This window comes from Amycolatopsis sp. NPDC102389 (assembly GCF_044765885.1).
Lineage (GTDB): Bacteria > Actinomycetota > Actinomycetes > Mycobacteriales > Pseudonocardiaceae > Amycolatopsis.
In genome coordinates, this window is sequence record NZ_JBIWKX010000082.1 from 1 (window position 1) to 23,050 (window position 23,050).

General features: G+C 69.0%; 28 protein-coding genes. 2 read left to right on the forward strand and 26 right to left on the reverse strand.

What is annotated here, in order from left to right; all coding sequences use genetic code 11:
* Positions 1-233: 233 nt before the first annotated feature.
* The 10 genes from ACIRGA_RS37435 to ACIRGA_RS37480 form a co-directional block, all read right to left on the reverse strand.
* Positions 234-1,505, reverse strand: coding sequence for a deoxyguanosinetriphosphate triphosphohydrolase (locus tag ACIRGA_RS37435; RefSeq protein WP_400950938.1), 1,272 nt, complete (start codon positions 1,503-1,505; stop codon positions 234-236).
* A 38-nt stretch (positions 1,506-1,543) separates the two neighbouring features.
* Positions 1,544-2,176: a YdcF family protein gene (locus tag ACIRGA_RS37440; RefSeq protein ID WP_400950940.1), complete on the reverse strand. Its 633-nt coding sequence runs from the start codon at positions 2,174-2,176 to the stop codon at positions 1,544-1,546.
* 32 nt (positions 2,177-2,208) lie between these two features.
* Positions 2,209-2,814, reverse strand: coding sequence for a response regulator transcription factor (locus tag ACIRGA_RS37445; protein WP_400950943.1), 606 nt, complete (start codon positions 2,812-2,814; stop codon positions 2,209-2,211).
* Positions 2,811-4,007 carry a sensor histidine kinase gene (locus ACIRGA_RS37450; RefSeq protein ID WP_400950945.1) on the reverse strand — a complete coding sequence of 399 codons (1,197 nt, stop codon included), beginning with the start codon at positions 4,005-4,007 and terminating at the stop codon, positions 2,811-2,813. Before ACIRGA_RS37450 ends, ACIRGA_RS37445 begins: the two co-directional genes overlap by 4 nt.
* 15 nt (positions 4,008-4,022) lie before the next feature.
* The gene (locus ACIRGA_RS37455; protein WP_400950948.1) at positions 4,023-4,751 is read right to left on the reverse strand and encodes an ABC transporter permease; all 729 of its coding nucleotides are present in this window, start codon (positions 4,749-4,751) and stop codon (positions 4,023-4,025) included.
* Complete coding sequence (locus ACIRGA_RS37460; RefSeq protein ID WP_400950950.1) at positions 4,748-5,680, reverse strand: ABC transporter ATP-binding protein; 933 nt, start codon at positions 5,678-5,680, stop codon at positions 4,748-4,750. Before ACIRGA_RS37460 ends, ACIRGA_RS37455 begins: the two co-directional genes overlap by 4 nt.
* A gap of 157 nt (positions 5,681-5,837) precedes the next feature.
* Positions 5,838-7,226, reverse strand: a complete 1,389-nt coding sequence (locus ACIRGA_RS37465) for a glycine--tRNA ligase (RefSeq protein ID WP_400950953.1) — start codon at positions 7,224-7,226, stop codon at positions 5,838-5,840.
* 91 nt (positions 7,227-7,317) lie between these two features.
* Complete coding sequence (locus ACIRGA_RS37470) at positions 7,318-7,980, reverse strand: class F sortase (RefSeq protein ID WP_400950956.1); 663 nt, start codon at positions 7,978-7,980, stop codon at positions 7,318-7,320.
* A gap of 161 nt (positions 7,981-8,141) precedes the next feature.
* Positions 8,142-8,771, reverse strand: a complete 630-nt coding sequence (locus tag ACIRGA_RS37475; protein ID WP_400950958.1) for a class F sortase — start codon at positions 8,769-8,771, stop codon at positions 8,142-8,144.
* A 7-nt stretch (positions 8,772-8,778) separates the two neighbouring features.
* Positions 8,779-9,849 carry a hypothetical protein gene (locus tag ACIRGA_RS37480; protein WP_400950961.1) on the reverse strand — a complete coding sequence of 357 codons (1,071 nt, stop codon included), beginning with the start codon at positions 9,847-9,849 and terminating at the stop codon, positions 8,779-8,781.
* Positions 9,850-10,114: 265 nt separating this feature from the next.
* Here ACIRGA_RS37480 and ACIRGA_RS37485 point away from each other — a divergent pair, with 265 nt between their 5' ends.
* Both ACIRGA_RS37485 and ACIRGA_RS37490 read left to right on the forward strand, forming a co-directional pair.
* Complete coding sequence (locus ACIRGA_RS37485) at positions 10,115-10,498, forward strand: ArsR/SmtB family transcription factor (RefSeq protein WP_400950963.1); 384 nt, start codon at positions 10,115-10,117, stop codon at positions 10,496-10,498.
* Positions 10,499-10,500: 2 nt separating this feature from the next.
* Entirely contained in the window at positions 10,501-10,914 is a 414-nt protein-coding gene (locus ACIRGA_RS37490) for a Fur family transcriptional regulator (protein WP_020629376.1), read from the forward strand.
* A 339-nt stretch (positions 10,915-11,253) separates the two neighbouring features.
* Here ACIRGA_RS37490 and ACIRGA_RS37495 read toward each other — a convergent pair whose 3' ends face one another.
* The 16 genes from ACIRGA_RS37495 to ACIRGA_RS37570 form a co-directional block, all read right to left on the reverse strand.
* Positions 11,254-11,979, reverse strand: a complete 726-nt coding sequence (locus ACIRGA_RS37495; RefSeq protein ID WP_400950964.1) for a TIGR03943 family putative permease subunit — start codon at positions 11,977-11,979, stop codon at positions 11,254-11,256.
* Positions 11,976-12,989 carry a permease gene (locus tag ACIRGA_RS37500; RefSeq protein ID WP_400950965.1) on the reverse strand — a complete coding sequence of 338 codons (1,014 nt, stop codon included), beginning with the start codon at positions 12,987-12,989 and terminating at the stop codon, positions 11,976-11,978. The genes ACIRGA_RS37495 and ACIRGA_RS37500 overlap by 4 nt, the downstream gene beginning before the upstream one ends.
* Before the next feature lie 37 nt (positions 12,990-13,026).
* The gene (locus ACIRGA_RS37505; protein ID WP_005158775.1) at positions 13,027-13,449 is read right to left on the reverse strand and encodes a hypothetical protein; all 423 of its coding nucleotides are present in this window, start codon (positions 13,447-13,449) and stop codon (positions 13,027-13,029) included.
* Positions 13,446-14,267 (reverse strand): isoprenyl transferase, encoded by an 822-nt coding sequence (locus tag ACIRGA_RS37510; RefSeq protein ID WP_034316407.1) that lies wholly within the window; start codon positions 14,265-14,267, stop codon positions 13,446-13,448. The genes ACIRGA_RS37505 and ACIRGA_RS37510 overlap by 4 nt, the downstream gene beginning before the upstream one ends.
* Positions 14,268-14,306: 39 nt before the next feature.
* Entirely contained in the window at positions 14,307-15,068 is a 762-nt protein-coding gene (recO, locus tag ACIRGA_RS37515) for a DNA repair protein RecO (RefSeq protein ID WP_400950969.1), read from the reverse strand.
* Between the two features lie 49 nt (positions 15,069-15,117).
* On the reverse strand, positions 15,118-15,552 hold the full coding sequence (locus tag ACIRGA_RS37520) for a CD225/dispanin family protein (protein ID WP_400950972.1): 435 nt from the start codon (positions 15,550-15,552) through the stop codon (positions 15,118-15,120).
* A gap of 37 nt (positions 15,553-15,589) precedes the next feature.
* Entirely contained in the window at positions 15,590-16,060 is a 471-nt protein-coding gene (locus ACIRGA_RS37525) for a CD225/dispanin family protein (protein ID WP_007034862.1), read from the reverse strand.
* Positions 16,061-16,114: 54 nt separating this feature from the next.
* Positions 16,115-17,251, reverse strand: a complete 1,137-nt coding sequence (locus tag ACIRGA_RS37530; RefSeq protein ID WP_400950975.1) for an RDD family protein — start codon at positions 17,249-17,251, stop codon at positions 16,115-16,117.
* 146 nt (positions 17,252-17,397) lie between these two features.
* Positions 17,398-17,850, reverse strand: coding sequence for a DUF2752 domain-containing protein (locus ACIRGA_RS37535; protein WP_400950978.1), 453 nt, complete (start codon positions 17,848-17,850; stop codon positions 17,398-17,400).
* Complete coding sequence (locus ACIRGA_RS37540) at positions 17,847-18,197, reverse strand: CD225/dispanin family protein (protein WP_400950981.1); 351 nt, start codon at positions 18,195-18,197, stop codon at positions 17,847-17,849. The genes ACIRGA_RS37535 and ACIRGA_RS37540 overlap by 4 nt, the downstream gene beginning before the upstream one ends.
* 25 nt (positions 18,198-18,222) lie before the next feature.
* Entirely contained in the window at positions 18,223-18,564 is a 342-nt protein-coding gene (locus ACIRGA_RS37545) for a CD225/dispanin family protein (protein ID WP_007034858.1), read from the reverse strand.
* A 156-nt stretch (positions 18,565-18,720) separates the two neighbouring features.
* On the reverse strand, positions 18,721-19,620 hold the full coding sequence (gene era, locus ACIRGA_RS37550; protein WP_016332464.1) for a GTPase Era: 900 nt from the start codon (positions 19,618-19,620) through the stop codon (positions 18,721-18,723).
* Positions 19,620-19,946 (reverse strand): cytidine deaminase, encoded by a 327-nt coding sequence (locus ACIRGA_RS37555; protein ID WP_400950985.1) that lies wholly within the window; start codon positions 19,944-19,946, stop codon positions 19,620-19,622. The genes era and ACIRGA_RS37555 overlap by 1 nt, the downstream gene beginning before the upstream one ends.
* Positions 19,939-21,291: a hemolysin family protein gene (locus ACIRGA_RS37560; RefSeq protein ID WP_395880373.1), complete on the reverse strand. Its 1,353-nt coding sequence runs from the start codon at positions 21,289-21,291 to the stop codon at positions 19,939-19,941. Before ACIRGA_RS37560 ends, ACIRGA_RS37555 begins: the two co-directional genes overlap by 8 nt.
* A gap of 13 nt (positions 21,292-21,304) precedes the next feature.
* Positions 21,305-21,859: an rRNA maturation RNase YbeY gene (ybeY, locus tag ACIRGA_RS37565; RefSeq protein WP_400950987.1), complete on the reverse strand. Its 555-nt coding sequence runs from the start codon at positions 21,857-21,859 to the stop codon at positions 21,305-21,307.
* Positions 21,856-22,941, reverse strand: a complete 1,086-nt coding sequence (locus tag ACIRGA_RS37570; protein ID WP_400950990.1) for a PhoH family protein — start codon at positions 22,939-22,941, stop codon at positions 21,856-21,858. Before ACIRGA_RS37570 ends, ybeY begins: the two co-directional genes overlap by 4 nt.
* Between the last annotated feature and the right edge of the window lie 109 nt (positions 22,942-23,050).

Genomic DNA, 23,050 nt, shown 5'->3' on the forward strand with positions numbered 1-23,050 from the left:
GGGCCGCCGCGCCGGCCCCGCCCCCCCCCCCCGCCGGGGGGGGGGGGGGGGGGGGGGGGGGCGGGGGCCCCCCCCCCCCCCCCCCCCCCCCCCCCACCCCCTTGACCCACCACATTCCGGCACCCTTGGTCGCGGTGGTGTCCGGATGCTGGTGAGGGGAACTTTGGGGGACTCTGGGTCCCTCAAGGGGTCCTTCACGGCGCGACCAGAGGATCACCGAACCGAGGATCGGCTCAGCCGTGGCGGCCGGTGTGCCAGGCGTGCCACGCGTAAGCCTGCGCGTCCGTGAGCGACGACACCTGGTCGACGACCACGCGCAGGCGGGCCGCGTCGTCCGCGGCGGCCTCCCAGGCGGGCAGGAACAGGCCGTCCAGCGCGTCCGGCGCGCGGCGGCACAGCGCGCCCACCAGTTCGGCGAGCGTCTGACGTTGCCCGTCCTGCATCGCGAGGCGCCGCCTGTCGCTCATCACGTACCGCAGCGCGAGCGCCTTGAACAGCGCGACCTCGGCCGCGACCTGTTCCGGGATGACCAGCCTCGCGGCGTAGCGGCTCAGCGGCCCCTCGCCGTACACCTCCCTCGTCGCGCCGACCACCGCCGTCGCGAACCGGCCGACCAGCTCACTCGTCAGCCGTTTCAGCGCGACCTGCGCCTTGAGCGATCCGTCGAGCCCCGGCTCGGTGAGTTCCGCGACCACGGGCAGGTCGAGCAGTTCCTTCGCCGCACCTTCCAAAGTGGACTGGGACTGGTGCGAAAACCTTCGCGCCGCCTCGGCCACCGCCGCGCGTTCCTCCGCGTCGGCCAGTACCCGCAACGAGATGCGGCCCGCCAGCACCCCGTCTTCGACGTCGTGCACGGAATACGCGACGTCGTCGGACCAGTCCATGATCTGCGCTTCCAGGCAGGTGCGGCGGTCCGGCGCTCCTTGCCGCACCCACGCGAAGACCTCGGCGTCGTCGGCGTAGACGCCGTACTTCGGATTACCTTCTTCACGTTGCCACGGGTATTTCGTCGAGGCGTCCAGGCACGCGCGGGTGAGGTTCAGCCCGCCGACGACGCCGCCTTCGAGCAGGACCTTGGGCTCCAGCCTGGTCAGGATCCGCAACGTCTGCGCGTTGCCCTCGAAACCGCCGCACGGCTGCGCGACCTCGTCCAGCGCGCGCTCGCCGTTGTGCCCGAACGGCGGGTGCCCGATGTCGTGCGCGAGGCCTGCGGTGTCCACCAGATCCGGATCCGCGCCCAGTTCGTCCGCGATCCCCCTGCCGATCTGGGCGACCTCCAGCGAATGCGTCAGCCGGGTGCGGGGTACGCCGCTGACCTCGGCACCTTCACCCGGGCCGACCACCTGCGTCTTGCCGGCCAGCCGCCGCAGGGCCGCCGAGTGCAGCACGCGTGCGCGATCACGGGCGAAGGCGCTTCGCCCGTCCTGGGCGCCCTCCAGCGCCGCGCCCTTGGGCCGCTCGGGCAGCAGGCGCGCCCTGTCGGCCTCGGTGTAGATGTCGCTCACCAGCCAAGCTTAAGCGCGATCACCGACACTTATCGGGTTCAGACCTCGGCGGGGAACCTGGTGAGGCGGTAATACAGCAGCGCGCCGGTCTCACGGACGATGTAGCGCGCCTGCGTCTCGCGGGCCTGCACGATCGGGCCGCGATGGGTGGGCGACGTCCAGGCCTCCAGCCCGAGGTCGTCGGCCATCACCCGCGCGCGGAACGAGTGCCACGGGTCGCTGACCAGCACGGCGGTCTTCCAGCCGCGCTGCTGCACCTGCTCGGCGACAGCGCGGAGGCTCCGCAGGGTGTCGCTGCCCTCACCGACCGGCAGCGTCGCCGACGCGGGCACGCCCCGTTTGCGCAGCCACTGCGCGCCCGCTTGCGCCTCGGTGTAGTTGTCGTCGGCCTTCTTGCCGCCCGCGGTCACGATCACCTTGGCGACGCCCTGGTCGTACAGCGTCTTCGCCTTGGCCAGCCGCGCCTGGAATATCTCCGACGGCCTGCCGTTGTACTGCGCCGCGCCGAGCACCACGATGACGTCGGCCCGGTCGCGCACGTCCTCCCGAGCCACCTGCCAGACCCGGAACGCCGTTCCGCCGATCAGCGCGACGACGACCAGCAGGAACCCCGCCAGGCTCCGGCGCACCCAGTTCGCGCGGGTGGGTTTGGTCCGTTCGGCGGTACTCACGCGGGTGATTCTCGCAGAGCGGCGGGGTGATCTCAGAGCCAGCCGTGCTCTTCCGCGAGCCGCACGGCCTCGGCCCGCGTCCTCGCCCCGGTCTTGCCCATCGCGGCCGAAAGATGGTTGCGCACGGTGCCTTCGGACAGATGCAGCGCGCGGGCGATGTCGGCCACCGTGCTGCCGTCCTTGGCGGCCTTGAGGACGTCGTGTTCACGTCCGGTGAGCGGGCTCGCGCCGGTGGCGAGCGACTCGGCGGCTAGTGCGGGATCGACCACCCGGAGCCCGCCGTGGACCCGCCGGACGGCGTCGACGAGCTGCTCCGGCGGAGCGTCCTTGACCACGAATCCCGCGGCTCCCGCCGCCATCGCCCGCGACAGGTAGCCGGGCCGCCCGAAGGTGGTGCAGATGATGATCCGGCACATCGGCAGCGCGCCGTGCAGTTCGGCGGCGGCTTCGAGACCGTCCTTGCCCGGCATCTGGACGTCGAGCAGCGCGACATCCGGGGCGGTCTCCTTCGCCCGCTGAAGCACTTCGTCGCCCGAGCCGACCTGGGCGACCACCTCGATGTCGCTTTCGAGGCCGAGCACGGTGGCCAAGGCCCCGCGCACCATCGCCTGGTCGTCGGCGAGCAGGACCCGGATCACGCGCAGCCTCCAGCGGGTTCGGAGAGCGGCGCACGCGCGCCGCTCCGCAGGGCGGACTCGGGTACGTCCGCCCGGACGAGCCATCCTCCCGCAGGTGGCGTGGTGGCGGTCAAGGTCCCGCCGACCGCGTCCAGCCGTTCGGAGAGCCCGCGCAGGCCGTTCCCCGCCACCACGTCGCCCCCGTCGCCGTCGTCCTCGACTTCCAGCCAGGTCTTGCCGAGCCGGACCTTCACGTGCTTCGCCCCGGAATGCCGGAGCACGTTGGTGACCGCTTCCCGCAGCACATAGCCGAAAGTGCGTTGCAGGGCGGGGTCGACGTTGTCCACCGCGTGCGGCAGATCCGCGTCGATCTCGGCCGCCCGCAACGCCGCCCTCGCCCCAGCGACCTCCGCAGACAGCGACACCTCGCGATATTCGGAAACCGTGGCGCGGATGTCCGAGAGCGCACTGCGGGTCAGGCCCTCGACCTCGCTGATCTCCTGCAACGCGCGGGAATCGTCCTTGCCGCTCTCCAGTATCCGGCGGGCGAGCCCGGCCTTGACCGTGATGGTGGTGAGGCTGTGGCCGAGGATGTCGTGCAGATCCCGCGCCAGGCGCTCGCGTTCGCCCGCCACCGCGAGCGTCGCGATCTCCCGGTTCGCCGCCTCCAGTTTCCGCACCGCGCGGACCAGGCTCGCCATGAAGAACATCGCCGCCGTGATCGAGGTGACCGCCACGAGATCGCCGAAGTCGTCCTTCCCGACGATCAGGTGGACGCCCAGCACCAGCAGCAGGGCGCCGCCGTCCAGGATCAGCGCCCACGCCGGCGGCAGCGCGAAGGCCAGTACCGCCGTCGCGTAGATCAGGATGTACGGGTTGTTGCCGTGCAGGAAGACCAGGGCGAGCCCGATGAGCAGCATCAGCACCGAGAAGACGTAGGTCGTCTTCCGCCGGGAAGGCCGCAGAGCGAGCGGGAACAGCACGTAGCAGGCCCCGTAGACGATCAGGAGACCGGCGATCACCAGTTCGTCGGCGGCGATCCCGTCCGTGGTCAGCTCGACCACCGTGGGAATGAAGCTCGGCAGGATGAAGGCGAGCCCCAGCACTGCCCACTTCGCCGGCTGGGGCCCGCTGCCGGTCCGCGGCGGCATTTCCGCCCACCAGTTCTCACGGCTGTTCAAGCCCGTCTTGACCCTGCCCGGGTAGTCGTTCACCGGTTCACCCTTTTCTCAGACCCGCGCACTGTCCTTACGGTAACGCCTGATCACCAGCACCCCGATGACGGCGGTCCATGCCGCCAGCACACCGAGCGCGGCCGGGAGGCTCACCGTGAGATGGTCGGTGACCACCGGCCGGACCAGCTGGATCAGCCAGTACGTCGGCGTCACCTGGGCGATGTCGGCCATCCACGACGGCATCGCGTCGATGGGGATCCACATCCCGCCCAGGAAACCCATGCCCATCATGACGATCATGTTCAGCGGCTGCATCGACTCCGGCGTGCCGAACTGGCCGAGCAGCAGGCCGAGCAGCACCAGCGGGATCGCGCCGAGCCAGATGCCGAACACCAGCCGCAGCCAGCCGGCGGCGTCGAGGTGGACGTCTTGGAACAGGACGCCGATCAGGGGGACGACGAGCAACGACGGAAGCGCGACGAGCATCGCCGAGAGCGCCTTGCCGCCGAGATACCCGGCGCCGGTCAGCGGGGTCAGCCGCAGCTGGCGCTGCCAGCCGGTGTACCGCTCGAGGGACAGTTTCGCGCCGCTGGTCATCGCGGCGGAGAAGGTGCCGAAGGCCATCATGTTGACCATGATCACGCCGGAGATGTTCACGTCCGCGGAGCTGAAGACGTTGGACTGCAACAGGAACATCAGCACCGGGAAGGCGACGGCGAAGAGCACGAACCGGGTGGAACGGAAGGTACGGACGATCTCGGTCTTGAGATAGGTCGGGTTCATCGGACGGCTTCCTCGGTGCTTTCGGTGTCTTCGGTGGTCAGGGAAAGGAACGCGCCTTCGAGGCCGACGGCGCTGATCTCAATGTCGTGCGCTTCGGGCACGCGGGTCAGCAGCGCCCGCAGCGTGGCGTCGGAATCGGAGCTGGAGATCGCGGCGCGGCCGCCGCGGAGTTCGAAACCGGTGATCGCGGGAAGGTCCGCGATCACCGGTTCCGCCGCCGCGGGCACCACCGCGCGGATCGTGCGTCCCCCTGCCAGCGCACGGACCTGCGCGACCGAACCGTCCGCGACGATCCGCCCCGACCGCATCAGCACGACACGGTCGGCGAACTCTTCGGCCTCTTCCAGATAGTGGGTGGCGAACAGGACCGTGCGACCGGAGTTCGTGTACTCGTACATGGACTTCCAGAACTCGCGGCGCGTGCCGACGTCCATCGCGGCGGTCGGCTCGTCGAGGATCAGCAGATCGGGATCGCTCACCAGCGCGACGGCGAACCGCACGCGCTGCTTCTGCCCGCCGGAAAGCTTGGTGGAACGCCGGTTCGCGAGATCCTCGATCCCGGCGCGGCGCAACGCCTCCCGCATGGGCATCGGCTTGCGATGCAGTGCCGCGACCATGCCGACGGTCTCGGCGACCGTGAGATCCTCGACGAGCGCGCCGCCCTGCAGCATCGCGCCGATCATCCCGTCGCCGACCGCGTCACCCGGCTCGCGGCCGAAGACGGTCACGGTGCCGTTGTCGGGCACGCTCAGGCCCAGGATCATGTCGACCGTGGTGGATTTGCCCGCGCCGTTGGGGCCGAGGAGCGCGACCACCTCGCCCGGCGCGATCGTCAGGTCCACGCCGTCGACGGCGTGGACGTCGCCATAGTGCTTACGCAGCCCGGAAAGCCGTACCGCCGCCCCCGCGGTGATGTCTTGTTCTCGCATGAGTAGAGCTTGTCGCGCGGGGGCTTCGCGGCCGTGGGCCGCGCGTCATGACCTGAGGGTGACAGTTGTCAGGGGTGGGGGTTGCCCGAAACGCGTGAAGGCCCCCTTCCCTCGGCTGAGCAGAGGGAAGGGGGCCTTCACGCGCTAGGAACGGCTGTCAGGCGCCGATCAGCCGACCCGCCAGGTACGACTCGAGCTTGTCGATCGCGACCCGCTCCTGCGCCATGGTGTCGCGCTCCCGCACGGTAACCGCGTGGTCGTTGAGCGAATCGAAGTCGACGGTGACGCAGTACGGCGTCCCGATCTCGTCCTGGCGCCGGTAACGGCGGCCGATCGCGCCGGCGTCGTCGAAGTCGGCGTTCCAGTGCTTGCGCAGCGCCGCCGCGACGTCGCGCGCCTTCGGCGTGAGATCGGCGTTGCGGGACAACGGAAGCACGGCGACCTTGAACGGCGCGAGCCGGTAGTCCAGCTTCAGCACGGCGCGCTTGTCGGTGCTGCCCTTGGCGTTCGGCACCTCTTCCTCGTGGTACGCGTCGACGAGGAACGCCATCATCGACCGGCCGACACCGGCCGCGGGCTCGATGACGAACGGGCGGAACCGCTGCTTCGTGGCCTGGTCGAAGAACGACAGGTCCACACCGGAGTGGTTCGAGTGCGTCGTGAGGTCGAAGTCGGTGCGGTTCGCGATGCCTTCGAGCTCGCCCCATTCCTGGCCCGCGTTGAACGCGAAGCGGTACTCGATGTCGACGGTGCGCTTCGAGTAGTGGGAGAGCTTTTCCTTCGGGTGCTCGTACAGGCGGAGGTTGTCCGCCTTGATGCCGAGGTCCTTGTACCACTCGGTGCGCGCGTCGATCCAGTACTGGTGCCAGGTCTCGTCCTCGCCCGGCTCGACGAAGAACTCCATCTCCATCTGCTCGAACTCGCGCGTGCGGAAGATGAAGTTGCCCGGCGTGATCTCGTTCCGGAACGACTTGCCGATCTGACCGATGCCGAACGGCGGCTTCTTGCGCGCCGCGGTCTGCACGTTGAGGAAGTTGATGAAGATGCCCTGCGCGGTCTCCGGGCGGAGGTAGTGCACGCCTTCCTCGGACTCGACCGGGCCGAGGTAGGTCTTGAGCATCATGTTGAAGTCACGCGGCGCGGTGTACTGCCCGCGGGTGCCGCAGTTCGGGCACGGCACCTCGGACAGGTCGTCCTCGGACACCTCCTTGCCCGAACGGGCGGAGAAGTCCTCGGCCAGCTGGTCGGCACGGAACCGCTTGTGGCAGGAGAGACATTCGATCAACGGGTCGGTGAAGACGTCGAGGTGACCCGACGCGACCCAGACCTGGCGCGGCAGGATCACCGAGGAGTCGAGGCCGACGACGTCGTCGCGGCTCTGCACGACGGTCTTCCACCACTGGCGCTTGATGTTGTCCTTGAGTTCGACACCGAGGGGCCCGTAGTCCCACGCCGACTTGGTACCGCCGTAGATCTCTCCACACGGGAAAACGAAGCCTCGACGCTTGCACAGGCTGACGACGGTCTCAATGGTGTTGGCGGGCACTCCACGCTCCGAAGCATGCGGGGACGGGTATGGGCTAGAAGGACAAGACTAACCGCCCGTCCCCGCGCGACCTCCGGCGAGGTCGGACCGCTCAGGGCCTGCTGACCAACGAGGCGGTGACGACGCGGTTGTCCTCGTAACCGTCGGTCCCGCCGACGTACTCGCCACCGCAGGTGACCAGCACCAGCCGATGCGGCCCGTCCGGCCCGAACAGCTTCTCCGCCTGTTCGGCCAGCTTCGTCTTGTGCACGGTGACGATCTCGCCGATCTTGTACACCCACTTGCCGCCGTCGGTGTCGACGACGTTGACCTCTTGGCCGGTCTTGAGCCGCCACAGTTCGTCGAACGGGCCCTTCTTGCCCTTCCAGTTCACGTGCCCGGAAAGCAGGGAGGCTCCCTGGTCGGCGCCCAGTTTCGCGCCCCACCAGGTGGCTTCGTCGAGCCCCTCGGGGATGGGGAGGGTCCCGTCCGCCGTCAGTTCCTTGCGGATGAGTTTCGCCGTGCCGCCGCCGGGGAGTCTGACCGTGCCCGGCGCCTGTCCGGCGTCAGTCTGGACCTCGGACGTCTGGACCGCCGACGTGGTCGTCTGATCCTGCGCGGCGGCCACGACCGGATCGCTCTTTCCGGTGAAAACCAACACCGCGACCACGGCCGCCACCACGAAGAGAGCGGCGCCGATGAGGATCAACCCCAGGCTGGAGCGCTTTTTCGGCTGCTCCTCGCTCGCCGCGTTGTCGTCGAACTGTCCCACCATCGGGTATTTACTCCTTGCTCGCGTCGAGCCGCCGGAGCGGCCGGTGTCGCTAGACACGCGACACGAGCGGAGCGAGGTTGCACCGATTTTCCCGCATTTAGTCCTCTGAATGCGGTCCTTGCGCGTGCAACTACCGCATTCAGAGGACTAAATGCGGGAGGTCAGGCGGGCGGCCCGGAAACCGGCGTCGCGACGATCACCCGGTTGTCCCGGTAGCCGTCCGTCCCGCCGAGGTAGTCGCCGCCGCAGGTGACCAGCACCAGCCGGTGCGGCCCGCTCTGCGCGAACAGCTTCGCGGCCTGCGTGGGCAGGTCGTTCTTGTGCACGGTGACGACCTCGCGGACGCGGTAGACCCAGATGCCGCCCGCCGCGTCGCTGACGGCCACTTCCTGGCCCTCGCGCATCCGCCACAGCTCGTCGAACGGCCCTTTGGCGCCGCCCCAGTTGACGTGCCCGGAGATCAGCGCCGTACCCGCTTCGGCGCCGAGCCGCGCACCCCACCAGGCCGCGTCGCCGAGCCCGCGCGGGATCGGGAGGACACCGTTGGAGTTCACCTCGGAGCGGACGAGTTTCGCCGATCCGCCTTCGGGCAGACGGATGGTGCCGGGCCGCTGCCCGCGTTTCGAGCTGTCGGCGGGCAGTGCCAAGGGAGCACCGTCCTCACCGGGCACGACCGCGGGTTCCGCGAACGACACCGTCTGGTCCGGCGGGATCCAGGTCAGCACGATCACGCCCGCTGAGATGGCGAGCGCGGAGACGACGGCGGACAGCCCCGCCAGCCATGGCCGCACGGGACCGCTACTTCTCCCGCACCGGAACGGGCTTGCGACGACGGAGGAGCAGCATGGCCGCGGCGCCGATCACGATGCCACCACCCAGCAGCCCCAGCCCGACCACGGTCCGCGTCGAGTCGGCGGCCTGCGGCGGGATACCGCCCGCGGGCACCGTCCCCGGCACCGCGGGCTGCTCGGGCGCCGCGCCCGGCCCCGTACCGCCGGCGGGCTTCGCGACGAAGTTCTTCGGGATCGAGCAGCTCACGCCGCCGAGCACGAGCGTCGTGCGAGCCTCGCGCAGGTCCTTGCCCGCGTCGTCGCGCACGTGCGTGACGATGTCCACCTTCCAGCCCGCGACCGCGGTCACGTCGCCGCTGCGCCAGCCGTCCTGCCGGATGAGCTGGTCGAAGGCGGTCACCCGGGACACGGTCAGGTCGGAGGTGGTCTCCTCCTTGTCGATGCTCTCGTTCTTGATGAGCGACGGCGGGCCGAGCTTGAGCCCCTTGACGTCGACGCCCGAAGCACCGGACGGCTTGAGCGCGCCACTCTGGTCCCGCACCCAGATCTTGCCCACGCTCGTCGACGACGTCGCCTTGCTCGGCGACGAGCAGTCGACGGAACTCTTCGCGCCTTCGAGCACCAGCACGGTGTTGTCGGCGGGCTTCGCGCCTCCGCGCCCGTTGTCGAGCAGCGCGTAGTTGCTCTCCGCGACCGCCGTCGGGACCGTGGTCTGCTGCAGCGCGGCGAGGACGTTGTGGTCGCGGCTGGCGATCCCGGGCGGGAACGGGCTCTGGGCGCCGAAGCGGCCCAGGTTGATGGCCCATTTGTCGCCGAAGGTGTTCTGCTCGCCCGGGTCACGCGGGACGACGGTGCGGTCCGGGGAGAGTTTCGACTGGCCGGGCGTCAGCGGCGAACGCTGGGTCTCGGTGATCAGCGATCCCAGGTTCCCGATGCGCACCGACGCCACATTCGCGAACGACACGGGGCCGGTCTTCTCATCGACGGCCTGCGTCGTCTGCGCCGAGGCGAGCCCCGGAACCGACACCAAAGCGGCGGCCGCCGTCGCGGCGGCCAGCTTCGTCACGAAACGAGTCATGTCTCCCCACTGCCTCTCCGGGCCCTCAGAGCGCGGTCGTCAGCGTACGAGAAGCGACGAAACGCTCCGCGACAACCTTGCACCGTTGGCGACCACATGCGAAGTGGAATGGTCATTTCTTCGCGAAGTTACCCGAATGGAGCAGTAACGTGCCCGCCGGGTGGTCGCCCGGTCGGCGAACAGACCGCCGGGGGCGGGAACACTAAGATGGGCTGGACTGTTACTGGCAATGACTTCGGAAATCATGATGGACATGGAGGCGGCGATGGCTACGGTGACCCCGGACTCGGCCGCCCCGGGACTCTCGGAAGACCCCGGACCGCATTCGGCGGCCCGTCCCCCCGCCGAACCCGCCACGTCAGCCTCACCCGCCGTCCTCGCGGACGCCGGCGACCTGCTCAGGGCGCTCGCCGCGCCCGTGCGCATCGCCATCGTCCTGCAGCTGCGTAACGCGGACAGGTGCGTGCACGAACTGGTGGACACGCTCGATGTCGCGCAGCCGCTGATCAGCCAGCACCTGCGGGTGCTGAAGACCGCGGGTGTCGTACAGGGTGAGCGACGCGGCCGTGAGGTGGTGTACCGGCTGGTCGACGATCACCTTGCGCATATCGTGGTGGACGCCGTAGCCCACGTTCAGGAGGGGAAGTGAGCATGAGTCCGACGACGGCCAACAGTTCCGCGCCGGTGCCGGGACGCCGGTCGACGAAACAGCGGGCCGCCGTGGTCGAGCTCCTCAAGGAGATCGACGACTTCCGTTCCGCCCAGGAACTGCACGACGAGCTGCGCAAACGCGGTGACGGCATCGGGCTCACGACGGTGTACCGGACGCTGCAGTCGCTGTCGGAGGCCGGCGAGATCGACGTGCTGCGCACCGACACCGGCGAGGCCATCTACCGGCGTTGCTCGTCGCACCACCACCATCACCTGGTGTGCCGGCTCTGCGGCAGCACTGTCGAGGTCGAGGGGCCCGCCGTGGAGCGGTGGGCCGAGAAGATCGCTTCGGAGCACGGCTTCTCCGACATCAGCCACACCGTGGAGATCGTCGGGACCTGCTCGAACCACTGACTGTTCAAGGCCTCGTGAGTGGTAAGGACGGTTCTTCAGGGGTAAGTCAAACGTGGCGTGGGCCCTCTCCGCTGACGTCCAAGCGCAACTGAGTGTCCACAAGGGACAGTTTCCGACTGCGCGGTGTCCGGTTCATGTCTATATGTACGATCCTGGCCGGGGTCGTGAGTGAGAATGAGGGTTAGAGCCCTCTTTGCCACTCACGACTCCCTCGCGGAACCGTGCAGACTACCCAAACCGGACACTGGCCGCCCGAAGCGTGTCCTTTGTGGACATTCACCGCGCGGTCGGCCCCTCAATAGAACCGCCCTTACCACTCACGAGGCGACGCGGATCCGCTCAGTACTCGTAAGGGTCCTTCGGCGCCGGTACCTGCCGCACCGAGGTGAGCGTGAAGTCCGGCATGTAGCTGTTCTCCCGCACCGCGGTCCCCGGCACGACCGTCCCGGTGACCTCCAGCCAGGTGTCGTTCGCGAACCCCGACACGCCCCCGCCCACCAGCCGCACGGTGATCGGGAAGGCGTCGGCGGCACAGCAGCCGATCACCATCCTGGCCAGCATCGTGTTGCCCTCGTTCTGCACGACGAAGCCGGACAGCCGCACCGCGCGCCCGTTCAGGGTCCCGCTCTTGTCCCAGCCCGCCCGGCTGACGAACTCGTTGACCTCCAGCGGCACCACGTCCCCGGCGGGCAGGGGCGGGAACGCGGCCGCGTTGCTCGCCGAAGCGCTCTGCGGCGCCCTGGCCTCGGTGCGGGTCACCGAATCGGCGCCCAGCGCGGGCGGCGCGACCAGGAACACCGCCAGCACCGGCACCATCAGCAGCCAGGCCGACCGGGTGTTGTGGTCGTGCGCGTGCACGTCCCCGGACACGACGGCGGCGGCACGGGCGGCCAGCAGGTCGCGGACGATCGCGACCACGCCCAGCGCGACCATCACCGCGCCGCCCGCGATGATCCACGGCTGCTGCGCGGGTTTGACGTAGCGCAGGTAGTCGCCGTTGATCGTGATCTTGAGCAGGGCCCCGCCGAGCAGGATCAGCAGGATGTTCTGGGTCTCGCGTTTCATGCGCCACCGCCGAGGATCAGCACGCCGGAAACGACGGCGCAGGACAGCGCGACGACGAACGTCACCGGCGCGAACCGCAGCGCGAAGGACTTGCCGAAGGTGCCGGTCTGCAGCGCGAACAGCTTCACGTCGATCGCGGGCCCGACCACCAGGAACACCAGTTTCGGCAGCAGCGGCATCGCGGTCAGCGAGGCGGCGACGAAGGCGTCGGCCTCACTGCACAGGGCCAGCACGACGGCGAGCACGGCCATCACCAGCACCCCGAGCACGACCTGCTCCCCCAGCACGCCGAACCATTTGGCGGGCACCAGCACGTTCATCGCGGCGGCGATCATCGCGCCGAGCACGAGGAAGCCGCCCGCCTCGACCAGATCCGCCCGCGCGGTCTCGGCGAAGGTCTTCCACCGCGAGCCGTGCTGAACCTCCGGAAGCCGCCGCAAAGCCCGCTCCGCGATCCAGTCGAGCTTGCCCCATTTCGCCCACAGCCAGCCCATCACCATCGCCGTGGCGAGCGAACCAGCGAACCGGGCGAACACCATCTCCGGGTTACCGGGGAACGCCACCGCCGTGGCGACCAGCACCACCGGGTTCACCGCGGGCGCGGCCAGCAGGAAGGTCAACGCGGCCGCGGGCGCGACACCCTGGCCGATCAGCCGCCGCGCGACCGGCACCGACGCGCATTCACAGCCCGGCAGGGCGACCCCGGCCAGCCCCGCGACGCCGACGGCCGCACCGGCCCGGCGCGGCAGCACCTTCTCCAGCACCCGCGCGGGCACGAACGCCGCGATCGCGCCGCTGATCAGCACCCCGAGCACCAGGAACGGCAATGCCTGCACGCAGACGGCGACGAACACGGTCGAGCCGGTCCGCAGCGCGGGCACGTCGAACACCTGCTGGAGCCAGCTCTGCCCGAGGATCGCGATCAGCAGGATCGCGCAGAGCACCTCGATCGAGGTGATCTTGAACCGCCGGGCCGGCTTCTCCGGGGCGCTTCTGGAAATGGTTTCCATGCGCGAGATGATGCCAGGTGACCCTGCGTTCCGGCGGTCACTCCCCGGGAGCGGTGCCCAGCAGGTCCGAGCGCAGCTGCGACGCCGTCGAGACGACCAGCATGAGCAGCGTTCCGAGCGGCGACGGGTCCATGCCCTCGGCCGGGAACGCATACCTCAGCGTGATGTCGATGCCCTTCTCCGAACGCACGACCCCGAGCGTCCCGAACAGGCCCTGACCGGCGCGTTCAGCCGCCGAGGCCGCGATCGCCGGGTCGTCCGGCAGGTCCCAGGCGACGACGCAGGTCAGGCTCAGCACGGTCAGCCCTTCGGCCAGCCGGGTCGCCTGGATGACGCACGGGACGTCCGCGTGCGAGAAGGTCAGCGCGCCGTCGTCGTCGACGTGGACTTCGAGGTAGCGCTCGAGGGCCTCCCGCGCGGAGGTGAGCAGAGCCGCCGTGTCCGCCGCTTCGGTGGTCATGAAGTTCCTTCCGAAGCTTTGTCGATGGCCCCGCCGAAGCGGCGGTCCCGTTTGGCGAACTCGAGGCAGGCCCGCCACAGGTGGGTGCGGTCGAAGTCCGGGAAGAGCGTGTCCTGGTAGACCATCTCGGCGTAGGCCGACTGCCAGAGCAGGAAGTTCGACGTCCGCTGCTCCCCCGACGGCCGCAGGAACAGGTCCACGTCCGGCATGTCGGGCTGGTACAGGTACTTGCCGATGGTCTTCTCGGTGACCTTGTCCGGGTTCAGCTTCCCGTCGGCGACGTCCTGGGCGATCCGGCGCATGGCGTCGCCCAGTTCGGCACGGCCGCCGTAGTTGACGCACATCGTCATGTTCAGCGCCGTGTTGTGCTTGGTCTTCTCCTCGGCGACCTGGAGTTCCTTGATGACGCTCGCCCACAGCTTCGGACGGCGGCCCGCCCAGCGGATGCGGACGCCGATCGAACCGAGGTAGTCGACCTGGCGGCGGATGGTGTCGCGGTTGAAGCCCATCAGGAACCGGACCTCTTCCGGGCTCCGCTTCCAGTTCTCGGTGGAGAACGCGTACACCGACAGCCATTTGACGCCGAGTTCCACGGCGCCGCTGGCGACGTCGATCATCACCGCTTCACCGCGTTTGTGGCCCTCGATCCGCGGCAGTCCCCGCTGGTTGGCCCAGCGGCCGTTGCCGTCCATCACCAGCGCCACATGCTTCGGGAGAAGTTCCTTGGGGATCTCCGGGGGCCGGGCACCGGACGGATGCGGCTCCGGCGCGCGAAGTTCGAATTGTGACGCCTTGTTCTCGCGTCCCCTGCGCAGCACCTTCGAGCCTCCTGATCGAGTGAACCTGTGCCTGCGACCCTACTGCGCGCCGGTGGCGCTCTCCCGCGCACGCCTCTCCACCAGCGGCAGCGACCGCAGCTGGCGTTCCAGATGCCATTGCAGATGCGCCGCGACCAGGCCGGACGCGTCCCGGCGCGGCACCGGCAGCGACGCCTCGGCCACCGGCCATTCGCCGTGCAGGAGCGCCGCGAGCAGGGTCAGCACCTCTTGGGAAGGGTGCACACAGCCGGGAACCCGGCAATCCGGGCACATCGAGCCACCGGCGGACACGCTGAACGCCTTGTGCGGACCCGGCAGGCCGCAGCGGGCGCATTCGGTGATCGCGGGCGCCCAGCCGGCGTACGCCATGGCCCGCAGGAAGAAGGCGTCGAGGACGAGGGAGCTGTCCCGTTCACCGCCCGCGAGCGCGCGCAGGGCTCCGACGACGAGCATGTAGAGCTTGAGCACCGGTTCGCCCTCTTCGGCGGACAACCGGTCCGCCGTCTCGGCGATGGCGCTCGCGGCGGTGTAGCGCTGGTAATCGGCCACCAGCGGGAGCGCGAAGGCGTCGACCGTCTCGACCTGGGTGATCACGTCGAGGGTGCGGCCGGTGTAGAACTGGACGTCGACGTGCCCGAACGGCTCCAACCGGGCCCCGAAACGCGATGACGTCCGGCGCACCCCTTTCGCGACCGCACGGACCTTGCCGTGCCGCCGCGTGAGCAGGGTGACGATCCGATCGGCCTCACCCAGCTTGTGCGTCCGCAACACCACTCCGGTGTCGCGATAGAGGTTCACCACCCCGACATCGTCCCACCTGGGACCGACATCGGGGTGGTGCGCCCCGGAATCAGCAGTAGCGGCCGTAGCAGCTGGGCACGGACGAGGCCGCGACGATCGAGAGGATGATCATCACGATGGCGAAGACACAGCCGAGGCCACCGATGATCGAGGCGATCATGCACATGGTCCTCGTGGACCGCGACGCGTCCGCGGCGGCGGCGTAGTTGCCCTGCATCTTGTAGGTGTTGACCTCGTTGGACTTCATGATCGCGAAGATCGCGATGATCCAGCAGAGGAAGATGCAGCCGATCGCCCAGCCCTTGTAGTCCTTGATGGCGTTGATGTCGCCACCGCCACCGGGCATACCGCCCGGCGCGCCGTAAGGGGAAGGCTGGCCGTACGGAGCCGGCTGACCGTAGGGGGCGGGCATGCCACCGGAAGGCGGCCCATAGCCAGGCTGCTGCTGTCCGTAGGGCTGCTGCTGGCCGTAGGGGTTGGTCATGAAAAAGGTCCTCGTTGTTCTTTCGTCTGCGGTCGGGCTAGATGCTGGCGGCGACCAGGATGATCCAGAGAAGGGAGAACAGGCAGCCGACACCGCCGATGATCGAGGCGATCATGCACATGGTCTTCGTCGACTTCGACGCGTCCATGGCGGCGGCGTAGTTGCCCTGCATCTTGTAGGTGTTGACCTCGTTGGACTTCATGATCGCGAAGATCGCGATGATCCAGCAGAGGAAGATGCACCCGATCGCCCAGCCCTTGTAGTCCGGGATCGAGTTGATGTCGCCGCCACCGGGCATACCGCCCGGAGCGCCATACGGCGCGGGCTGGCCGTAGGGCGCGGGCTGCCCATAAGGCGCGGGCTGGCCGTACGGCATCGGGTTCGCGCCGGAGGGCTGGCCGTACGGCGCGGGCGTGGCGCCGGACGGGGGTCCGTATCCGGGCTGAGGCTGCTGGCCATAGGGCTGCTGCTGGCCGTAGCCGGGCTGCTGGCCGTACGGGTTCGTCATCGGGTTCCCCACTTGTGTCGTGCTTCCCGACGGGTGGATCCCGCCGGTCGTTCCTTACTGCTGCGGTGTTCCGGGCCCGTTCGGCCCCTCCGCCCCGGGCAACTGCCGCTTCAACTGCTCCGGCGTGATCTTCTGCGTCGGCTCGGCTTCGTCGAACCCTGACGGTGCCTGCTGAGGCTGCTGCCCCGGGCGGAGGACCTGCGTCGGCTCGGCCTCGCCCAGAGCCGGCCCAGGCTGGGACTCCGGTGATGGTGCCGGGGTTCCCTGCGGCTGGGACGGCTGCTGCCCGAACGGCTGCGGCTGGTGAGGCTGCTGGCCGAACGGACCCGACTGCTGCTGGGGCGCGCCGAACGGCTGCTGCTGCTGCTGCCGGCCGAACGGCGAGGGCGGCGCGGGGAACGACGGCGAAGCCGGCTGCGGCGGCGCGGGAAATCCCGGGGTCTGGCCGAACGGCGCCGACGCGGGCGCGGTGTCGGCTTCGCCCGGCACGACGACGGTGCTGAGGATCTTGTCGGCGAACGTCTGCTTCTTCTCGTCCCACAGCGGCCAGAGGTAACCGAGGCCGCAGACCCAGCCGTCCAGGTTGTGGCACAGGTCCCGGACGAAGGCCATCAGCGGGCCGATCGGCTGCCCGTCGCTTTCGCGGACGAGCTTGATGTTCACCATCTTCTTGCCGAGCGACTGGCCGGTGGTGCCCATCTTGATCCACCGGTTGTAGACGGTCCAGCCGAGGCCCGCGAGGTACCCGATACCGGCGATGATGCCACCGACGAGCGAATTCGCGTTCGCGGCGATGATGGAGCCGATGATCGGAAGCACGACGATCGGCGCGAAGTCGATCAGGGTTCCGGCCGCGCGCAGGCCCCAGTGGGCGTAGTCGGTCCGCGGGCCGAACTGGGCGGCCTGGCCGAACGGCGAAGGCTGGCCCTGCTGCCCGAACGGGGACTGCGGCTGCGCGCCGAACGGCTGGTTCGGCTGCTGGCCGAACGGAGACTGCGGTTGCTGCCCGAAGGGCGAAGACTGCTCACCCTGCTGAGGCTGCTGCCCGAAGGGCGAGGGCTGTTCTCCCGACGGCGGCTGTCCGAACGGCTGCTGCGGCTGCGGTGACTGCTGCTGCCCATCCCCCGGCGGGGGCCCGGATCCGGGCGGCGGCTGCTGTCCCGGCGGCTGCTGGCCGTAGGGAGTGGTCATCGAAATCCCCTCGCTGGTTCCTCGCCCCTGGCACACGGGGCCCGTGCGGCGACCCGGGCTGAATGTACGGCATGGGTACACACCGAGCAGACCGGTGCGCGGGAGCGTACTCGGTACCACCGACGATCCGGGCCTCGGCCCGGCACTCACACGTACAGCGAGGTGAACGGAGCGAAGGGCAGGTTACGGATGACGAACCAGACGACGAACACGACACCGAACGCGAGCGGCGTCCAGCGCCAGTGCAGCCAGCTGTCCACCGCGCGGCCGCGGAGCCTGCCGACCGCCCAGGCGACGGTGCTCCAGACGAGCAGTAGAACGACCACAAAGGACACCGCGTTGTAGTGCAGCGCGGCGGGGATGTCCCCGTGCAGCGCGCTGTAGACCATGCGCATGCCACCGCAGCCGGGACAGGCGATGCCCAGCAAAGCCTTGGTGGGGCAGACCGGAAGCGGCCCGCCCGGAGTGGTGGGATCACCCAGCCAAAGGACGACGCAGCCCGCCGCCGCGCCGGCGGCGATGGCCAGGGGTGGCCCCAGCGCGCGGGCCTTCGCCTTGAACCCGCGCGCCGGGAATCCCGTGTAGACGGACGTCGTCACGGCGTGAAGCTTCCCGCCGACGCGCCGATGATGACCATCACCACGATGAAGATGATGTACAGCAGGAAGAGAACGCCCGTGGAGATCGCTCCCCACATGGACCACTTCTTCGCGTCGTCGGCGGCCTTCTGGGCTTCGGCGTAGAAGCCCTGCGACCACAACGTCTGCACCTGGCTCGACTTCACGATCGCGACGATACCCAGCGGCAGGCAGCACAACACCGTGCAGAGAATGGCCCACACCAGGTTGTTGTCCGGCGGGGGTCCGTAGTTCGGCATGCCGCCGTAATACGGCTGCTGCGGCGGTGGCCCGCCCGGAGGCGGGTAATTCGGGTACTGGTCGGTCATGAGGTCTCCCCCTCGAGCGCCGGGATCAGCGGTAGTTGTTCACGTCCACCGAGGCCGCGAAGACGCCCAGGACGACGACGAGGACAACGTACAGAACGATGAGGACGCCACCGACGATCGCCGCGATGATCGACCACTTCTTGGCGGCGTCGGCCGCTTCCTGCGCCGCGGCGGGCTGGCCCTGTGCCCAGAGGGTGTTCACCTGGTTCGCCTTGACGATGGCGACGATGCCGAAGGGCAGGCAGCACAGGATCGTGGTGAGGATGGCCCACACCAGGTTGTTGTTGGGCGGCGGGCCGGGGTTGTTGAAGCCTCCACCGCCCTGAGGGTCGCCGGAGTAGTTGGGCAGGCCCTGGTTGTCGGTCATTTACCGCTTTCCCTTCACGAATGAGATGTGGAACTACGCCCCGGGCGCGCCGCCCGATCAGCGATCACCGGAGTCAAGGGTTGAGACTCTAAGGTCACCCGTCCGGTTCCACATCATCAACCTGTGTCCGCGACCGAATCGAGACATTCCGTTCAGTCAGAAGCCCAGCCGTCGCAACTGACGGGGATCGCGCTGCCACTCTTTGGCGACCTTGATGTGCAGGTCGAGGTAGACCTTCGAGCCGAGGAGACCCTCGATCTGCTGCCGGGCGCGGGCGCCGACGTCCTTGAGCCGCTCACCCTTGTGCCCGAGGATGATGCCCTTCTGGCTCGGTCGTTCCACATAGAGGAACGCGTGCACGTCGATCATGTCGTCCCTGCCCTCGTGGGGCAGCATCTCTTCGACGGTGACGGCGATCGAGTGCGGGAGTTCGTCCCGGACACCTTCCAGCGCGGCCTCGCGGATCAGCTCGGCGACCAGGGTCTGCTCGGGTTCGTCGGTGAGTTCGCCGCCCGGATACAGCTGCGGGCCTTCGGGAAGGTGCCGTACCAACAGATCCGAGAGCGCGCCGACCTGGAAACCGTCCACAGCGGACACCGGGATCAGCTCGGCGAATTCCATGACCTCCTGCAGGGCGAGCAACTGCTCCGCGACCTGTTCGGGTTTCACGAGATCCGTCTTGGTGACGACGCCGATCACGGGGGTGCGTTTGGCGATCTTCTTCAGTTCCGCGGCGATGAACCGGTCGCCGGGGCCGACTTTTTCGTTGGCGGGCACGCAAAGCCCGACAACGTCCACTTCGGACCATGTCGAGTGGACGATGTCGTTCAGCCGCTCGCCGAGCAGGGTCCTCGGCCGGTGCAGACCCGGCGTGTCGATGATCACCAGCTGGGCGTCGTCGCGGTGGACGATGCCGCGGATGGCGTGCCGGGTGGTCTGCGGTTTGCTGGAGGTGATCGCCACCTTGCTGCCGACGAGCGCGTTGGTCAGCGTCGACTTGCCCGCGTTGGGCCGCCCGACGAAGCAGGCGAAACCGGAACGATGCGGCTCGGCCATCAGTTCAGCACCTTGCCACTGGGGTCGGCCAGATAGATCGGGGCCTTTTCGGCGATGTCCCGGACCGCGTGCACGGACGCTTCTTTGAGCAGGCCCTCGGCGGTGACCACGACGGCGGCCTCGATTCCTTCGGCTCCGCTCGAAACGGCGGCGGCGACGGCGGCCTGCAGCGCGGTGAGCTTGAACGACGGCTGGTCGACCGTGCTCGCCGCGTACGTGCGGCCGTCGGTGTCGCGGAGCGCGGCGCCTTCGTCGGCCTGGGTGCGGGCTCGCGCGGACCTGGCCAGGGTCACCAGCTTCTGGTCCTCGGCGTCCAGCTCAGGCATGTTCGACACTCCTGTCACTTTCATCGGGCTGCGGGACGCGGGTCCGGCGCCTGCCCTGGGCTGCGTCGGTCACCGCGTCCGCGTCGGCGGGGTGGACGACCACCGTGGTGATCCGCATCCGCCCGCGCCGGTCCTTACCGCCTTCGGCGAACAGCCGAAGTCCGGCGACCTCGGCTTCGGCCCCCGGCAGCGGGACCCTACCCAGTCGCTCGGCGAGGAGCCCGCCCACGGTCTCCACGTCGTGGTCTTCGAGGTCGATCCCGAACAGTTCGCCCAGGTCGTCGATCGAGAGCCGGGACGAGACGCGGACCGCGCCGTTCTCGAGCTCCTCGACCTCGGGGCGTTCGTCGGTGTCGGATTCGTCGGTGATCTCGCCGACGATCTCCTCGAGGATGTCCTCGATGGTGAGCAGGCCGGCGGTGCCGCCGTACTCGTCGACGGCGATCGCCATGTGGTTGTGCGAGACCTGCATCTCCTTGAGCAGATCGTCGAGCCGTTTGGAGTCCGGCACGAAACTCGCCGGGTTCATCAGCTCCTCGACCTGCCGCTGCGAGCCGCCCTCGGCCATGTACGCGGGCATGAGGTCCTTGATGTTGACCACGCCCACCACGTCGTCGACGGAGTCGCCGATCACCGGCAGCCGGGTGAACCCGGTGCGCAGGGCCAGCGCGAGCGCCTGGCGCACGGTCTTGTCGTGCTCGATCCAGACGATCTCCGTGCGCGGCACCATGACTTCGCGCGCGACGGTGTCGCCGAGCTCGAACACCGAATGGATCATCTCCCGTTCGGATTCCTCGACGACGCCGCGTTCCTGGGCGAGGTCGACCAGTTCACGCAGTTCGACTTCGGAGGTGAACGGGCCTTCACGGAAACCGCGGCCGGGGGTGATGGCGTTACCGAGGACGATCAGCAGCCTGCTCAGCGGGCCGAGGATCGATCCGAGGACGCGGACGGGGCCCGCGACGACGAGGCCGATCCGGTACGGGTGCTGGCGGCCGAGCGTGCGCGGGCCGACACCGATGAGCACGTAACTCACCACGACCATCACGCCCGCGGCGACGACGATCGCGAGCCACAGCGGCCGGATCCAGCCGAGGATGTCGACGGTGACCAGCACGGTGGCGGTCAGCTCGCAGGTCATCCGGAGCAGCAGGATCAGGTTGATGTGGCGGCGGCGTTCGGCGATGACCAGCGACAGCTGACGCGCGCCGGGGCGGCCGAGCCGGACGAGGCCGTCGGCGCGGGCTTTGGAGACCGTGCTGACGGCGGCGTCGGCGGCCGCGAACACCCCGGCGAGCAGGATCAGCGCGATGGCGATGACCAGCAGAGCCGTGGGACTACCCATGTCCGCGAACCGCCTAGGCGGGAGGCTCTTCGGCGGGCGCGGCGTCGAGGCCGGCGGTGCCGAGGAGCCTGTCGTCCGCGGAACGCTGCGCGTCGCGCCTGTTCACCGCGGCCACCGCGGCCTGGAACTCGCCGAGGATCCGCTTCTGCAGACCGAACATCTCGCGTTCCTCGGCCGGTTCGGCGTGGTCGTAGCCGAGCAGGTGCAGCACACCGTGCGTGGTGAGCAGGTGCAGCTCGTCCATCAGCGAGTGGCCGGCCGTTTTGGCCTGGTCCTTCGCGAACGCCGGGCACAGCACGATGTCACCGAGCAGCGCGGGCGAGGCGTCGGGCGCGTCGGGGCGGCGCGACGAGTCGAGCTCGTCCATCGGGAAGGCCATCACGTCGGTGGGACCGGGCAGGTCCATCCACCGCTCGTGCAGATCCTCCATCACCTCGAGGGTGACGAGCAGGATGGACAGCTCGGCGAGCGGGCTGACCTCCATCTTGTCGAGCGCGAAGCGGGCGGCCGACACGATCGAGGTCTCGTCGACGTTCACGCCCGATTCATTGGCGATCTCGATGCTCATGAACGACGCTGACCCTTCCAACCGCTGCCCTGGTCCTTGCTGTCCTGCAGCGCCTGCCACTTCTCGTACGCGTCGACGATGTCGCCGACGAGCTTGTGCCGCACCACGTCCTGGCTGGTGAGCTGGGCGAAGTGCAGGTCCTCGACCCCTTCGAGGATGTCGCGGACCACCCGGAGGCCGCTCTTCTGGCCGGTGGGGAGGTCGACCTGCGTGACGTCGCCGGTGACGACGATCTTGGCGCCGAACCCGAGCCGGGTGAGGAACATCTTCATCTGTTCCGGCGTGGTGTTCTGCGCTTCGTCGAGGATGATGAAGGCGTCGTTGAGGGTGCGGCCGCGCATGTACGCCAGCGGCGCGATCTCGATGGTGCCGGCCTGCATCAGCCGCGGGATCGACTCGGGCTCGACCATGTCGTGCAGCGCGTCGTACAGCGGGCGCAGGTACGGGTCGATCTTCTCGTTGAGCGTGCCCGGCAGGTAGCCGAGGCGCTCACCGGCTTCGACCGCGGGACGGGTCAGGACGATGCGGGTGACCTGCTTCGCCTGCAGCGCCTGGACGGCCTTGGCCATGGCGAGGTACGTCTTGCCGGTACCGGCGGGGCCGATGCCGAAGACGATCGTGTGCTTGTCGATGGCGTCGACGTAGCGCTTCTGGTTCAGCGTCTTGGGCCGGATCGTCTTACCGCGCCGGGAGATGATGTTCATGCTCAGCACTTCGGCCGGCGACTCGTGGTCACCGGTGGAGAGCATGCCGACGGTGCGGCGGACGGTGGCCGGGTCGACCTGCTGGCCGCGGCCGGCGAGCGTCACGAGTTCGGCGAAGACACGTTCGGCGAAGGCGACGTCGGCGGGGGCGCCGGTCAGGGTGACCTCGTTGCCCCGGACGTGGACGTCGGCGGCGAGGAGTTCTTCGGCGACCCGGAGGTTTTCGTCCCTCGAGCCGAGCAGGCTGAGCGCGGCGGCGTCGGGGATGGGGAATCGGGACTGGGCCGCTTCGGTGATCGCGACCTCATCGGTCTTCGTCGGGGTGACGTCCGCGGGAACGTCGGGTCGGGCGGCTTCACCCGGTACGGTTCCGGCCACGTGGCCTCTGGCCTACTTCCTGCGCTTACGCTGCGATTTTCAACGACAGTGACAAGGTCTGACAAGGTCGATGTTACTGGTTGCGGGTGGCGGCACGCAGGTCGGTTTC

Excerpts from the sequence above, each read along its gene's own strand:
- ACIRGA_RS37455 (WP_400950948.1), bottom strand. The coding sequence starts at position 4,751 with ATGAACCCGACCTATCTCAAGACCGAGATCGTCCGTACCTTCCGTTCC.
- ACIRGA_RS37460 (WP_400950950.1), bottom strand. The coding sequence starts at position 5,680 with ATGCGAGAACAAGACATCACCGCGGGGGCGGCGGTACGGCTTTCCGGG.
- ACIRGA_RS37470 (WP_400950956.1), bottom strand. The coding sequence starts at position 7,980 with ATGGTGGGACAGTTCGACGACAACGCGGCGAGCGAGGAGCAGCCGAAA.
- ACIRGA_RS37480 (WP_400950961.1), bottom strand. The coding sequence starts at position 9,849 with ATGACTCGTTTCGTGACGAAGCTGGCCGCCGCGACGGCGGCCGCCGCT.
- ACIRGA_RS37485 (WP_400950963.1), top strand. The coding sequence starts at position 10,115 with ATGGCTACGGTGACCCCGGACTCGGCCGCCCCGGGACTCTCGGAAGAC.
- ACIRGA_RS37490 (WP_020629376.1), top strand. The coding sequence starts at position 10,501 with ATGAGTCCGACGACGGCCAACAGTTCCGCGCCGGTGCCGGGACGCCGG.
- ACIRGA_RS37495 (WP_400950964.1), bottom strand. The coding sequence starts at position 11,979 with ATGAAACGCGAGACCCAGAACATCCTGCTGATCCTGCTCGGCGGGGCC.
- ACIRGA_RS37500 (WP_400950965.1), bottom strand. The coding sequence starts at position 12,989 with ATGGAAACCATTTCCAGAAGCGCCCCGGAGAAGCCGGCCCGGCGGTTC.
- ACIRGA_RS37505 (WP_005158775.1), bottom strand. The coding sequence starts at position 13,449 with ATGACCACCGAAGCGGCGGACACGGCGGCTCTGCTCACCTCCGCGCGG.
- ACIRGA_RS37520 (WP_400950972.1), bottom strand. The coding sequence starts at position 15,552 with ATGACCAACCCCTACGGCCAGCAGCAGCCCTACGGACAGCAGCAGCCT.
- ACIRGA_RS37525 (WP_007034862.1), bottom strand. The coding sequence starts at position 16,060 with ATGACGAACCCGTACGGCCAGCAGCCCGGCTACGGCCAGCAGCAGCCC.
- ACIRGA_RS37530 (WP_400950975.1), bottom strand. The coding sequence starts at position 17,251 with ATGACCACTCCCTACGGCCAGCAGCCGCCGGGACAGCAGCCGCCGCCC.
- ACIRGA_RS37540 (WP_400950981.1), bottom strand. The coding sequence starts at position 18,197 with ATGACCGACCAGTACCCGAATTACCCGCCTCCGGGCGGGCCACCGCCG.
- ACIRGA_RS37545 (WP_007034858.1), bottom strand. The coding sequence starts at position 18,564 with ATGACCGACAACCAGGGCCTGCCCAACTACTCCGGCGACCCTCAGGGC.
- era (WP_016332464.1), bottom strand. The coding sequence starts at position 19,620 with ATGGCCGAGCCGCATCGTTCCGGTTTCGCCTGCTTCGTCGGGCGGCCC.
- ACIRGA_RS37555 (WP_400950985.1), bottom strand. The coding sequence starts at position 19,946 with ATGCCTGAGCTGGACGCCGAGGACCAGAAGCTGGTGACCCTGGCCAGG.
- ACIRGA_RS37560 (WP_395880373.1), bottom strand. The coding sequence starts at position 21,291 with ATGGGTAGTCCCACGGCTCTGCTGGTCATCGCCATCGCGCTGATCCTG.
- ybeY (WP_400950987.1), bottom strand. The coding sequence starts at position 21,859 with ATGAGCATCGAGATCGCCAATGAATCGGGCGTGAACGTCGACGAGACC.